The following is a 12,756-nucleotide window of genomic DNA, read 5'->3' as shown; positions in this document are numbered from 1 at the left end:
TTTTTATTGCCGGAAACTTGATTCGGATGTGGGAATAGAAAACCTCTGATGCTTTATAGCATCAGAGGTTTGACCTTGTTTAGTAGTTCATAGCATATAACTAAAAGCATCATTCATTTCGAAATAAGGCATTATCAAACGTAATGCCTGCGCCGAAATCCGAATTCTTTCCCGACAAAGAAAGCGTTTCGTTTCATCATTTTCAGGGCGCTGATATTGTAATTAAAGCTGATAATTGGAAATCACTAAGCTCAAAATAAAATGAATATAATCCTGCTCTGCATCTTTTCTGTTGATGAGTTTATTTTTATAATCATAAGAATTGAGTATCCTTGATAATTCCTGATAGGTTTCAAAATGATCACCTTTAATCTTTACCCTTACATTACCGTCCCTTCTATTAATGATCTGATCATCCAATGTTCGTACTTTAAACAGAACATCACGCAAATTTTGACTGGAATTTATACGTCCAATGTATCTTTCAACTATATTAACCTTGAACGAATCAAACATGATTGTATTAAAAACAATGTTTGAGTCAGGGTTCTGGGTGTTGAGTTCAAGTGTATAGTTCATGAAATTTAATTTGCACAAATTTATGCAGAAGCTTAAAAACATCAAAATAAAATATTCAACTTTAAATTGGTAAAGAAATTGTATAGGTTTTAGCAGAAAAAAAAACTAACCCTAACATCACAACTATGAATATTTCTTATTACGATTTCAAAAACCTACCGAATCAGGCGCAATGTGATCTTGTTATGAATCAGGGGAATAGGATGAATGAAACCATTGTTCACAACCTTAAATATGTGCTGTATACTGTTTCTTGTTTTTCAGTGGAGATCATCTATAATATCCCCGATAAGAAAATTTCAGGCATCAATGTCTATCAAAATAAGGCCGTTTATGCCAATTAAATGTTCAAAAAAAATATTATTGAACGATAATTTATTCTTTTTTTAACACTTTGATCCTAATAATTTTTTTTCACTCTATCAGGAAATAAGGTTTTGAAATATATTTGATTGTATAACACAATCCAATGTAACGAACCTGATTTTTGAGAAACACTTTTTTACACCATAAAATAGATTAGACCTACAGCCGCCGCAGTCATAATAACTAGCGTAATTGCGCCAAGAATATTGGATAGCCGTGAGTTGGTATGCTCTTTCATTATTTTTTTGTTGTTACCGATATGCATGATAACAGCAATCATTACCGGAGCCGTTAAACCATACACTATTGCCGTGTACAGCAGTGCCTTGATCGGGCTGACCTCGAAAAAGTCAAGAGACAATCCTACAAGCAGTGAAACGATTATAGAGCCGTAAAATGGTTTAGCCTGCGCAAATTTTTTATCAAGTCCTGCATCCCATCCAAACGTTTCTGCCAGCATATAAGATTGCGATCCGGCCAAAACAGGAATGGCAAGCAAACCAGTTCCCAAAACACCCGTAGCAAAAATGATATAAGTAAGTTTCCCAGCTAACGGTTCCAGGGCCTTGGCCGCCTGATCTACAGTATCTATCTGATGTATTCCGCCATTGAAAAGTACCGTACCCGTGGTAAGAATCATAAAAAACATCACCAGATTGGATAATAGCATCCCGAGGTTTACATCCGTTTTCATGTCACTTAAAATCTTTTTATCTACCAATACGACCCCTCTATGCACCTGATCCTCTGCTTCCATTGTAGTCTGCCAGAAAAACAGATACGGTGAAATAGTGGTCCCAAGAATAGCAACGATAATGGATAGGAATTCCTTATCAAACTTTATGGTTGGGATAAAGGTTTTTTTTGCCACCATCAGCCAGTCCTGACCCACCATAAACGGCACGATGATATAAAGAAGCAGGCTGAGACATAACCATTTTAAAATCATTGCAATTTTCTGATAAGAAAACCTGATAATGATAAAAAGCAGTAAAGCAGTTATTATAACACAGAATACAGCGACCGGTACCTGAGGGTAAATCATATGTGCTACGGCGCCCATACCCTGGATATCAGCACCGATATTTAAAGTGATGGCCGGAAAACTGAAAAGAAGCATACCATAAAGAATAGGCTTGGAGTAATGTTGCTTAAGCGTTACAGTTAATCCCTGCGCCGTTACCAGACCTATCCTTGCACACATACCTTGTATGGCGGCCATCAGTGGAAAAGTAAGCAGGGCAGTCCATAAAGTGGAAAGTCCAAATTGCGCTCCGGCTTGAGAATAAGTAGCAATGCCTGACGGATCATCATCACTGGCACCGGTTATTAAGCCTGGTCCTAATTTTTTGAAGAAAATTATGATCTTTGAATCTTTTGGTTTTTTCGACATGGCTCTTGTACCGACAACATTTTGATTTATCGTAATGTTAAAGATAGGAAAATTAACGCTTCACTGAAAGATATAATAACCTGAGTAGAGTGTTCAAATATCTAGACCCATTTTAATTGAATTTGAGGATGAAATGAATGATATTCTTAACAGAAAGAATTGCTAATCAGAAATATAATCTTGTATTGGCGTAATTCTTGAAATAATTTTAGCTAATTATGAGATAATATGGAAAATACAATTGGCATTATAGCAGGAAGTCTGAGAAAAGACTCATTTTCTAAAAAAATAGCCAATGCAATTCTGAAAATGCAGCCAACCGGCTTTACATTTGAAGTGATTGCATTGGATGATCTGCCGGTATATAATCAGGACTTTGATGATCATAACAGCGTACCGGATTCTTACACTGAGTTTAGGAAAAAAATAAAGGAGATGGAAGGGATTATTTTCATCACACCTGAGCATAACAGATCTATTCCTGCAGTACTGAAGAATGCAATTGATATTGGCTCAAGACCTGCCGGAAAAAGTGTATGGAATGATAAACCGGCTGCGGTATTCAGCAATTCGCCAGGGAATCTTTCCGCATTTGGTGCCAATCATCATTTACGTCAGTGTCTTGTTTTTCTCAATATGCCGACTATGCAGCAACCTGAAGTGTATATTCCGAATGCATCCAAGCTTTTTAATGATCAGGGTGATTTTAATGAAAGTTCGGAAAAGGATTTTATTCAGAATGCTGTAACATCTTATGTAAAATGGTTCAACAGATTAAAAAAAGAATAATCTCATTTCAGCGGTAAGCAGAATAATAGTCTCTCTTTGATGACGGAACATTATTTTAATATCAAAACAGGCTGATTGACATTTTGATAAATTCCCTCAGAAATACTTCTGCTTGCCATATAATACAGGAAACTATGTCTTCCAGGAAGAGCAATAATCAGGTCCGTATCATTCAAAGAGGCAAAATTCAGAATTCCGTTGATGATATTCTCATCATGAGAATAATGAATGCTGCTTGGGATTTCAGTTAAATACTCATGAATATATTCCTGCAGTTCTTTCTTTTTGTCCTCATTACCTTCATTTTTTTCTGTTGTGTGAATATTTAAAAACATAAGGTGAACATCCTGCTGCTGAATAACAGACTTGTGATGAAAAAGTCTGTCTAACTTCTTGATCCCGTTTACATCGCAGGGAATAAGAATGTTTTTGATGGTACTATAACGATATCCATTAGGGACAATTAAGGTTTTGACCGGGCTGGTTCTGGCAATACTGATGATATTTTCCGAAACAAAGCTGTCACTTGCAGAAGACTGGTCATCACTTCCTAAAACGATCAGTTCTACCGAAGGATGATCTTTTAGCAGGTCGTGGATACTTTTGGTAAGAGTCCATTCACTTACTGCGGTTGAAACTTTCAGATTAGGTGACTTTTCCAGGATGATATTGCTTAATGTGTTCAATAGCGATGAGGTTTTTTCCAATAAGCTGTTGACATTTTCTTCGTTAACAAATGCGTGGCCTTCTGCTATATGCAGATAATCGAATTCAGATTCCTTGGACGTTTTTAAAAGAATAATATGGGTATATTCAAATTGATTTGCCCATTCAGCAGCAAGTCTTACTGCATTCTCTGTTGTTGATGTAAAATCAACCGGTACAAGTATTGTTCTCATATTAATTAATTTAAAATACGGTTATTCAAGATTGGTGGTCATTTTTTTTACTAATAAAAGCGCTTTCCTTATCTCATCTTCGGGAATATGATCAGCTGCTTTTTTGTACAATTCCAATGCCCATGGATAAACGGTTTCTACAATTTCTCTTCCTTTTATACTCAGGAAAATCTGTTTATGTCTTCTATCATTTTTATTTTCCAGCCGCTCAACCAGCCCTTTTTTCACCAGGCTGTTGATCAGATACGTAATACTGGATTTGTCTTTACTTATTGTATTGCTTATTTCCTGTTGGTTTATCCCGTCATTTCGCCAAAGGAGACCGAGTATTTCTATAAGCTCAAAAGAAAGATCCGGATCATATTCATTAATTCTGGACTGAATTTTCTGACGCAAGCGGCTTTTCATTTCACCCATTGCAAGTCCCAATTCAAAGGCTAATTCTGATATATTATTTTGTTTTGAAGGCATACTATTAATGATAAAAGTGTCGAATCATGAGTTGTATACCTGAAAATATCGGTATCACTTACTCTAACAAATATAGCTAAAATTAGTTTTAATTCAAACTAATTTTTAGGTTTAAGATTTCTCATTAAAAAAATATTGCAAGAGATGTGAATTTGAAAAGTTTCTATGTACCGATAAAAGTTTACATGAAAAATAGTATATAAACTGAATGTATGATTGATTATTTTTAATAGGTGATAAATATTTTTTACTGTTAATCAGTGCATAACCCATTGTCTGTGGAATTGATTTTTAAATTGAAATGTATGGCACAACTTCTGATATAATAAAGCTACACTGCAAATCATAATATTATGTCGATACAAATTAAAATAGCATTTTGTACAAAATGCAAAGGATACTATTCATCTACAACTGCTGACAAAAAAAACAATAATCACCCGGATATTATAGATCATTTTTTATATCACGGAGAACCTTGGTTTACATTGGATCATCATACATTTGACCGCCATAAGAACTTTGAAAATCTAGAAGTACGTACCCTTAGCCTTGACGAGCATAAGGAAAACGATCATCTATACTGTCATTGTGAAAAGAAAGCCAGAGTAGAAAAAAAAGTATATATGTACGAATTGAAAAAGACAGAGAAAACAGAAAGTACAAACGAATTCATTGAGAAACACGAAGTGGATACGGATATTTATTTCAGAGACCTTTATTATACCTACAACACCTTTCACGGAATGGGTTCTTCCCATCATAAAAATGCAGGAATTGGACTTAGAAATTAAGAAGTATAGCAAAGGGAAATCATAAAAAAAGCAGCTGATTGTAATAAATAATCAGTTGCTTTTTTTTATTAATGAGATAAATAGTTTGCTTAGAAAGTTTAATGCTTTAATTTTTTGCAGGAACCAGGGTAAGAATACCTTTATCTATTTTGAAATCATAGGTCCCGGACAAAGCTTTCGGTTCATCACAACCACTGGTCATATCAGCTATACCTTCACTTATTTGTACCTGGCCATCTGAGTAAATATTGTACGTTCCCATCATGTGAAAGCATGAATTTCCGGTGTGGTAGTTTTTGTCTGCTTCAAATTGAAGAAAATTGAATTTGCCCTGTTCATCGGGAAATTTAATGGGTTTCGCTTTTTTGAAAACGATACTGCCGTCAGCATTTCTCTTTTCAAGTTCCCAGGTTGTTTTTGCCAGACGATTCGTTTGTGCGTGGGCTACTGCCAGCAAAGAAAATGCAGTTACCATAAAAGTAAGAATGAATTTTTTCATATTGAGATTGTTAATGTTGGTTTTTGTAATACATGGAAATCATTTTCGCTTTTTCCGCGAGATGCCGCTATGAAATGATCCAGCAGCAATTTACAAAATAAAGTTTATCCTGATGAAAATTCTATGATCCAGCTCCGAAGCCTTTGCTAGGCTGTGATTTTAGGATCTATTGAAGTGTATTTCATATTCTGTTTTTTTTATGGATTTAATTAATTTTAATATCTTTAAGCTCCAAATTCATTAAAAAATTAATAAACATTCTTTATGCAGATGAAACCATTAACTTTAATTTTAACTGTCTTTTTTCAACTTATAAGCTTAGCTGCTTTTTCACAAAAAACGGCAGGTTTACACTCTTTACTCAACAAAGATTCCGAATTTGTTTTTCCTCAGACCCCTGATAAAATAGCGTCTGCTTTAAAAACAAAAACGATTTTTTATGAAGATGCCAATGAAGAAAAATATGCCAAATGGATCACTCCAACAGGATTGGAGCTTTACTCCAGCCTGGGAAAAAATAATACCATTACCGAAATGTCTTTTGATATTCCGGAAGATGAGTCTGTGATCGTTGAAGGCCTGCCTTTTGGCCTGGTGATGAACAAAACAACTCTTCAGGAAAGCGCGGCTAAATTCACTAAATATGCTTCCAGCGCAGAAAAGCTTGGCGACGGTACTGAGTTTCCGGGAGGAACAAAATTTACGTTTAAAAAGGGAAAATATTATACAATCTTGCTTTTTGACGGTAAAAATCTTCTAAAATCGATATATCTTACCACTCAGCTTATAGATCCGGCTGCGAATTAAAAAAGATCAATACTTTATACAAACCAAGAGTGGCTTTTAGTCGCTCTTTTTTATGAGTATATCTTATCAATGTACTACCCAATGGTGTAGTAATGGGCATAGCCAGTGTTTTTTCCTTAGAAAAATGAAGGCAGTTTCCATCTAATTTCTATATTTGTAAGATTCAGTTTGGAATATCAAGATCCTGTGACTATCCGGAACGTGGAATCAATGATGAACAAAAAGAATTAAGAATAAATAAGATGAATGTATTAAGTATTGTCACTGTAATCTCACTGTTCATTTCCTTTTTTCTTGCATTTTTTCTGGTGACAGTAAAGACAGAGCATAAGACCAGCAATCGTCTTTTTGCTTTTTTTCTTATCATCACGGCAATAGACATCAGTGATCCTTTAATAAGCCTGGTGGCTGATGTTCCTTCCAATCCGGGTATGTTGAGAAATAGCCTGGCTTTCCTGCAGATTCCTGCTTTTTATCTTTATGTATTGTCGGTTTGTTATTCCGATTTTAAACTTAAACCCAAGCATCTGCTTCATCTGCTTCCATTTTTAGCGGTCAATCTGGTTTTACTGCCTCATTTTTATATGGTAGATCTTGCATCTAAAATTAATTTTATTGAACACCGTCAAAGCAGGATAGAACTGCAATTCAATCATATTCTTTTTCATATTCAGATCGTGACCTATTTTATTGCTGTTTTCATCCTGTTAAGAAAGGCGAAAAAGCTGTATCTGGAAAATTATGCAGGCATCAGTATCAATTCTTATCATTGGTTGTTTCAATTTACGAGTGTGCTTACAATTCTCTATTTGATTGTCATTTTAAAAAACATTTTTAAATTTTCTGAGTATCCCTACATTTCTGAATGGATAAAAATTGGGATCCTGGTTTTTGAGCTGTTTATTATTTGCTGGTATTTATACAAAGCCCTAAACAATCCCGGTTTATTTAGAAATATAGATTCAAGGTTACAATTGGTATCCGATATTGTTTTAGAAGAAAAAAAGAATGAGCCACAAACGGTAAGCGATCATGAGTTTAGTGAAGATTTAACAAAATTGAAGAAGTATATGATGGAAGAAAAGCCGTTTCTTAATCCTTCTCTAACCATCCAGGATATTTCTGATGCTATCGGGATTCCTACCCGGGAGCTGTCGGTTTTGATTAATCATAGAGTAGGGCAGCATTTTTACGATTTTGTGAATACGTATCGTGTAGAAGAAGCGATGGATATTTTAAAAGATGGAACAAAAACTAAGGTCACTATTCTTGAAATCCTGTATGAAGTGGGTTTCAATTCAAAATCTTCTTTCAATACTGCTTTTAAAAAGCACACAGGAAATACACCTACTTTTTATCGTAAAAATTTGTAAAACAGCAATTTGTAATTATTCGTACGTCCTTTTTTAAAGATTCGTACTTATTTTTCTCAACAAATGAGACCGATTACTTTTACTCGGTCGCCTGATTGTAATTTCTCCCACATCTTTGTATCGAAATAATGTTTAACCATACAATTCGATATCATGAAAACTTCATTACAACTTTTAGCCGTACTGTTATTAATAAGCAGCTTTTCTTTTGGACAGAACATTTCCCAAAAGATCGATTCAATCATACAGGATAATTATCGTAAAAATCCTGACGTAGGCATCAGCGTCGGTTTTATCAACAATAATGAAGAATACTATACGGCGTATGGTAATTTGAATGCAGAAAGTCAAATTAAGATCAATAAAAATTCCGTATTTGAAATTGCTTCGATCACTAAAATTTTAACCTCAAATTTAATTGCCCAGGCAGTTATGGAGCATAAAATAAAAACAGATGATTATATAGATGGTTTTCTTCCTAAAGCCTATGTTTTACACCCAAATCTTAAAAACAAAATTAAAATTTCAGATCTGGCCTCTCACCAATCAGGGCTACCCGATATAGATTTTGGAAAGTTAATCGAAATAGATCCACAGCAGCCAATCAACAGTGTTACTGAAAAAACATTGGCTTCCATCATCAATAGCTGTACTGAGCTGAAGGATTATGGAAAATACCGCTATTCCACGATTGGATATACTTTGCTTGGGCAAATACTGGAAAAAATATATGGAAAGAGCTATGATGAAATTATTAGAACTAAACTCATAGAGCCTTTACAGATCACGAATACATTAACCAAAGATTTTATTGTAAAAAACAGAACGGTGGGCCACAATCCGAATGGAGGTATCCAGGAATTCTTCAAATGGAATATTACAGCGTCTGCCGGATTGGTAAAGTCCAATGCTTCTGATATGGTTACGTTTTTAAAAGAGGTTTTAAACAATGAAACGACCATCGGAAAAGCGGCCATAATCACAGAAAAAATATACTATAAAGATGAAAAAAGAGAAATGGGATTGGGGACTAATATCATGACGGATGAAAAAAATACGATCTATTTAAAATCAGGTGATTCTATGGGGCAGTCTTCTATTATATGTTACAACAGAGCTAAAAAGTGGGGCATCATCATTCTTCTCAACCAGAGGAATTCAAAAATGAGACAAGATCTGCTGAACCAAATGTATGACACGATATTAAAATAGATACGCTCCGAATATCTTCTCACACAAAATAGTACATTCTATACAAATAAAATCCCCCAATTATTCGGGGGATTTATATTTCTTAATTCTAGTTGTAATTTTGCTTCTAGCTTCTAGCTTCTAGCTTCTAGCTTCTAGCTTCTAGCTTCTAGCTTCTAGCTTCTAGCTTCTAGCTTCAATTCCTCAAAAACTGACTCATATCCGCAGAATCAAACGTAAACGCCATTTGATTTTCAGATTTATCTAATTTTTTACTGATCGTTAAAGCCCAAAGCACCAGTTCTTTACAGAAATTCTGATCTTCCTTGCTTAATCCTGAAGCATTTTCTTCTACAGCGGTTACCAATGGAGTTATACTGTTAAGTTTCGCGTAAAATTCTTCATCGGTATCCGTATAATTGAGTTCAAGGTGGTTTTTATTAAACCATTTGATCAGGTCGGTATACGGTGTTTTTATACCCTCTTTTTCCAGTTTGGAAATGCGTGGAAACAGTGTTTCAAACTGTACCATTACCGCTTTATCGATTAATATTTTCGCTACATAATCCGCTCCTTCCTGTTCGCCTTCATACACCAATTCAATTTTTCCTGTGATAGATGGAATAATCGACATGAAATCAAGCAAACGGACGGTAGTTTTTTCAGTATCTGATTCAATCAGACGTAATTTGGCTGCAGCCACTAAATTTTCCATAGCGCTGATAGTCAGTCGGGCACTCACCCCACTTTTTGCATCCACATATTCGCTGTCACGCGCTGCAAAAGCCACTTCCTCTAACAGGTCTTTTGCCAGATCAGGAATTTGGATCTGTGATTTATCTTCCGCCGAAATCAGGGCTTCCTGTTCGGTAATCTGACGGGCCAGGGCAATCGTTTTAGGATAATGGGTGAAAATCTGTGATCCGATTCTGTCTTTCAGAGGAGTTACGATACTTCCTCTGTTGGTATAATCTTCCGGATTGGCCGTAAAGACAAACTGGATATCAAGAGGCATTCTTAACTGAAATCCACGAATCTGAATATCACCTTCCTGTAAAATATTAAATAAAGAAACCTGAATTCTTGCCTGTAAATCCGGAAGTTCATTCAATACGAATATGGAACGGTTGGCACGCGGAATCATTCCGTAATGCAAAACACGTTCATCAGAATAAGGAAGCTTTAAAGTGGCTGCTTTAATGGGATCTATATCTCCAATTAAGTCGGCAACATTTACATCCGGTGTTGCCAGTTTTTCAAAGAAACGCTGAGAGCGGTGTACCCATGAAATTGGGGTTTCATCACCGTACTCCGCAATAAGATCTCTGGCGTATTTTGAGATCGGACTGAATGGACTGTCATTAATTTCAGATCCCTTCACAATCGGCATATATTCATCAAGAAGGTTGACCATACTTCTGGCAATCCTGGTTTTTGCCTGTCCACGCAATCCTAATAAATTAATGTGATGGCCCGCCAAAATCGCTTTTTTCAATTGTGGCACCACAGAATCTTCATAACCCCAAAGTCCTTCAAATACGGGTTCTTTAGCTTTAATTTTCGCAATTAAGTTTGCTTGAATTTCTTCACTAATCGTTTTATCAATATACCCTGAATTCTTTAATTCTTTGAATGTACTATCGTTTTTCATTTTTCTTTTAAGTAATAATAATTATGTAATGAGAATTGTAATTGTAACAACCTGACTGTAAGTTTGACATCTGATATCTCAAATCTAACCGTCTAATTAAATTCTCTTTATTCTGTTTTTTTCGTAATCTTCAAAAATCATTTGACCCAAACCTGAAAGCCCAGTTAAAAAAGCTTTTCCTTTATTTTGCGCGGTAAAGGCTTCTACAAATTTCCGCAGATAAGGATCCTGGGCAATCATAAAGGTGGTGATGGGGATTTTCAGTTTTCTGGCTTGTGCGGCTTTATTAAGGCACTGGGAAATGATCATTTCATCCAATCCGTTGCTGTTCATATAAAATTCTCCGGTTGGCAGCTGGATACAGCTTGGCTTTCCGTCGGTAATCATAAAAATCTGCTTGTTGGTATTTCTTTTTCGGCGGAGAATATCCATCGCCAGTTCTAGGCCGGCAACTGTATTGGTATGGTAAGGACCTACTTTCAGATAGGGAAGATCTTTGATTTTAATGGGCCAGGCTTCATTTCCAAACACAATAATATCAATGGAATCTTTGGGGTATTTCCGGTTGATGAGTTCCACGAGAGCCATCGCCACTTTTTTAGCCGGTGTAATACGATCTTCACCATATAAAACCATAGAATGGCTGATATCAATCATCAGCACGGTACTCATCTGTGCTTTATGTTTGGTTTCTTCTACAATAAGATCATCTTCTGTCAGCCGTAAATCTGAAATTCCGTTATTGATCTGTGCATTTTTTAAGCTTTCAGTCATATTCACGGTGGAGAGGTCGTCTCCATATTGGAAGGAACGGTTTTCACCATCGCGCTCATCCCCCACTCCTGTTTTCGTGGTTCGGTGATTTCCAATTCCGCTTTTTTTCAGTTTTCCGAATATCTGATCAAGGGCGTATTCACGCAAAGCAGCTTCCAGTTTGGCTGTCAATACATTTTTGCCTTTACCCGTACCGGAATTACCATCTTTAGGGTCATCCTCTTGTTTGATATATCCCCGTTTTTTCAGATCTTCTTCAAAATCCTCGAGGGAATATTCATCATTGAAGATATCATATTCTTTATCCAGCATATCGAGCCACTCAAAAGCTTCTTCAATATCCCCGGAAGTATGGGTAAGCAGGTCTTTGAAAACATCGAAGACCCGGTCAAAAGGTGATGTTTCTTCCGGAACATGTTTACTGAATGTAAAACCTTTTTGAAAATTTAAATCTTTATTCGTCATAAGATGCGGCAGCTATTTATACTCTTGCTTGTGCTAATACTATGATAATGTTGATTCTATGTTTTTTATTATAGTCATTGTTACCTGTAAGCCTTATAAGCAATCTGTATTTCTTTCCTTTGTTTAAAAGATACAAGTTATGAAAATATTAGATCGGGATCACTGTATGAAAAATAGAAAATACTAATGATGGCGATATGAAATTTTTAAGTTTTATCACAAAGCAAAAGGCTATTTTAAATAATTTTCATATCATTTTTCTCGTTGAAAAACATAAAATTAGAAAACTAGAATCAATATTAATAACGCCGATTTAGTAATTAATATGCTTTTATCATTAGTTTTTCAGCCATTTATGAAGCCCGTTTTTTGAAAATTATTTCCAGAAACTGTGTTTTAATCAATACCGTGTAAAAAAAAGGATTTATAGGTGAATTATTTAATCAATTTCCTTAAATTTTATCAAATATTTTACTATTCTGAAATAGACAAAAATTACTTTAACTTTGCAAATGAATGATTATCACCGATTATTAAGTTTTTGGCGATAAAGAATATCATTTAGACTAGTAACCAAAAGACTTCAGTAATCAGAAAATTAATTTAGCTGATAAATAGATATGAAATATAAATTATTAAATTTTAAATTGAGGAAAATCGTTCACTATTCCTTGATCGTGTGTATTTTATTGATACAGGTAATTA

Annotated in this window: 13 protein-coding genes; 6 read left to right on the top strand and 7 right to left on the bottom strand. The window is 35.1% G+C overall.

What is annotated here, in order from left to right:
• Positions 1-222 precede the first annotated feature (222 nt).
• Positions 223-579 carry a hypothetical protein gene (locus tag IW15_RS17075; protein WP_034713835.1) on the bottom strand — a complete coding sequence of 119 codons (357 nt, stop codon included), beginning with the start codon at positions 577-579 and terminating at the stop codon, positions 223-225.
• Positions 580-704: 125 nt separating this feature from the next.
• On the opposite strand from IW15_RS17075, the gene IW15_RS17070 reads away from it, so the two are divergent.
• Positions 705-923 carry a hypothetical protein gene (locus IW15_RS17070; protein WP_034713834.1) on the top strand — a complete coding sequence of 73 codons (219 nt, stop codon included), beginning with the start codon at positions 705-707 and terminating at the stop codon, positions 921-923.
• A gap of 158 nt (positions 924-1,081) precedes the next feature.
• Here the strand turns inward: IW15_RS17070 and IW15_RS17065 are convergent, their stop codons facing one another.
• Positions 1,082-2,338, bottom strand: a complete 1,257-nt coding sequence (locus tag IW15_RS17065) for an NRAMP family divalent metal transporter (protein ID WP_051882155.1) — start codon at positions 2,336-2,338, stop codon at positions 1,082-1,084.
• Between the two features lie 228 nt (positions 2,339-2,566).
• Here IW15_RS17065 and IW15_RS17060 point away from each other — a divergent pair, with 228 nt between their 5' ends.
• Positions 2,567-3,127, top strand: coding sequence for an NADPH-dependent FMN reductase (locus IW15_RS17060; protein WP_034713832.1), 561 nt, complete (start codon positions 2,567-2,569; stop codon positions 3,125-3,127).
• A gap of 50 nt (positions 3,128-3,177) precedes the next feature.
• Here IW15_RS17060 and IW15_RS17055 read toward each other — a convergent pair whose 3' ends face one another.
• Positions 3,178-4,026 carry a universal stress protein gene (locus IW15_RS17055; RefSeq protein WP_034713830.1) on the bottom strand — a complete coding sequence of 283 codons (849 nt, stop codon included), beginning with the start codon at positions 4,024-4,026 and terminating at the stop codon, positions 3,178-3,180.
• A 21-nt stretch (positions 4,027-4,047) separates the two neighbouring features.
• Positions 4,048-4,497, bottom strand: coding sequence for a MarR family winged helix-turn-helix transcriptional regulator (locus IW15_RS17050; protein ID WP_034713829.1), 450 nt, complete (start codon positions 4,495-4,497; stop codon positions 4,048-4,050).
• A gap of 353 nt (positions 4,498-4,850) precedes the next feature.
• Between IW15_RS17050 and IW15_RS17045 the strand changes: the two genes are divergently transcribed.
• Positions 4,851-5,291 (top strand): hypothetical protein, encoded by a 441-nt coding sequence (locus IW15_RS17045; RefSeq protein ID WP_034713827.1) that lies wholly within the window; start codon positions 4,851-4,853, stop codon positions 5,289-5,291.
• Positions 5,292-5,397: 106 nt separating this feature from the next.
• Here IW15_RS17045 and IW15_RS17040 read toward each other — a convergent pair whose 3' ends face one another.
• Entirely contained in the window at positions 5,398-5,790 is a 393-nt protein-coding gene (locus tag IW15_RS17040) for an META domain-containing protein (protein WP_034714098.1), read from the bottom strand.
• 270 nt (positions 5,791-6,060) lie between these two features.
• On the opposite strand from IW15_RS17040, the gene IW15_RS17035 reads away from it, so the two are divergent.
• The 3 genes from IW15_RS17035 to IW15_RS17025 all read left to right on the top strand — a co-directional run bounded on the left by IW15_RS17035 (position 6,061) and on the right by IW15_RS17025 (position 9,182).
• The gene (locus IW15_RS17035; protein WP_034713825.1) at positions 6,061-6,597 is read left to right on the top strand and encodes a hypothetical protein; all 537 of its coding nucleotides are present in this window, start codon (positions 6,061-6,063) and stop codon (positions 6,595-6,597) included.
• Between the two features lie 242 nt (positions 6,598-6,839).
• A complete protein-coding gene (locus IW15_RS17030; protein WP_228384392.1) occupies positions 6,840-7,970 on the top strand; it encodes a helix-turn-helix domain-containing protein in 1,131 nt (376 codons plus the stop codon).
• Positions 7,971-8,123: 153 nt separating this feature from the next.
• Positions 8,124-9,182 (top strand): serine hydrolase domain-containing protein, encoded by a 1,059-nt coding sequence (locus IW15_RS17025; RefSeq protein WP_034713821.1) that lies wholly within the window; start codon positions 8,124-8,126, stop codon positions 9,180-9,182.
• Between the two features lie 175 nt (positions 9,183-9,357).
• On the opposite strand, the gene IW15_RS17020 is transcribed toward IW15_RS17025, so the two are convergent.
• A complete protein-coding gene (locus tag IW15_RS17020) occupies positions 9,358-10,812 on the bottom strand; it encodes a sigma 54-interacting transcriptional regulator (protein WP_034713820.1) in 1,455 nt (484 codons plus the stop codon).
• A 96-nt stretch (positions 10,813-10,908) separates the two neighbouring features.
• Complete coding sequence (locus IW15_RS17015) at positions 10,909-12,051, bottom strand: vWA domain-containing protein (RefSeq protein ID WP_034713818.1); 1,143 nt, start codon at positions 12,049-12,051, stop codon at positions 10,909-10,911.
• Positions 12,052-12,756: the final 705 nt, after the last annotated feature.

Origin of the sequence: Chryseobacterium soli, from assembly GCF_000737705.1 — a bacterium.
Classification (GTDB): Bacteria; Bacteroidota; Bacteroidia; order Flavobacteriales; family Weeksellaceae; genus Chryseobacterium; species Chryseobacterium soli.
Note: the sequence above shows the minus strand (reverse complement) of the source record. Positions and strands in the feature narration are given on the sequence as shown.

Excerpts from the sequence above, each read along its gene's own strand:
- IW15_RS17050 (WP_034713829.1), bottom strand. The coding sequence starts at position 4,497 with ATGCCTTCAAAACAAAATAATATATCAGAATTAGCCTTTGAATTGGGA.
- IW15_RS17015 (WP_034713818.1), bottom strand. The coding sequence starts at position 12,051 with ATGACGAATAAAGATTTAAATTTTCAAAAAGGTTTTACATTCAGTAAA.
- IW15_RS17065 (WP_051882155.1), bottom strand. The coding sequence starts at position 2,338 with ATGTCGAAAAAACCAAAAGATTCAAAGATCATAATTTTCTTCAAAAAA.
- IW15_RS17075 (WP_034713835.1), bottom strand. The coding sequence starts at position 579 with ATGAACTATACACTTGAACTCAACACCCAGAACCCTGACTCAAACATT.
- IW15_RS17030 (WP_228384392.1), top strand. The coding sequence starts at position 6,840 with ATGAATGTATTAAGTATTGTCACTGTAATCTCACTGTTCATTTCCTTT.
- IW15_RS17025 (WP_034713821.1), top strand. The coding sequence starts at position 8,124 with ATGAAAACTTCATTACAACTTTTAGCCGTACTGTTATTAATAAGCAGC.
- IW15_RS17040 (WP_034714098.1), bottom strand. The coding sequence starts at position 5,790 with ATGAAAAAATTCATTCTTACTTTTATGGTAACTGCATTTTCTTTGCTG.
- IW15_RS17020 (WP_034713820.1), bottom strand. The coding sequence starts at position 10,812 with ATGAAAAACGATAGTACATTCAAAGAATTAAAGAATTCAGGGTATATT.
- IW15_RS17060 (WP_034713832.1), top strand. The coding sequence starts at position 2,567 with ATGGAAAATACAATTGGCATTATAGCAGGAAGTCTGAGAAAAGACTCA.
- IW15_RS17035 (WP_034713825.1), top strand. The coding sequence starts at position 6,061 with ATGAAACCATTAACTTTAATTTTAACTGTCTTTTTTCAACTTATAAGC.
- IW15_RS17045 (WP_034713827.1), top strand. The coding sequence starts at position 4,851 with ATGTCGATACAAATTAAAATAGCATTTTGTACAAAATGCAAAGGATAC.
- IW15_RS17070 (WP_034713834.1), top strand. The coding sequence starts at position 705 with ATGAATATTTCTTATTACGATTTCAAAAACCTACCGAATCAGGCGCAA.
- IW15_RS17055 (WP_034713830.1), bottom strand. The coding sequence starts at position 4,026 with ATGAGAACAATACTTGTACCGGTTGATTTTACATCAACAACAGAGAAT.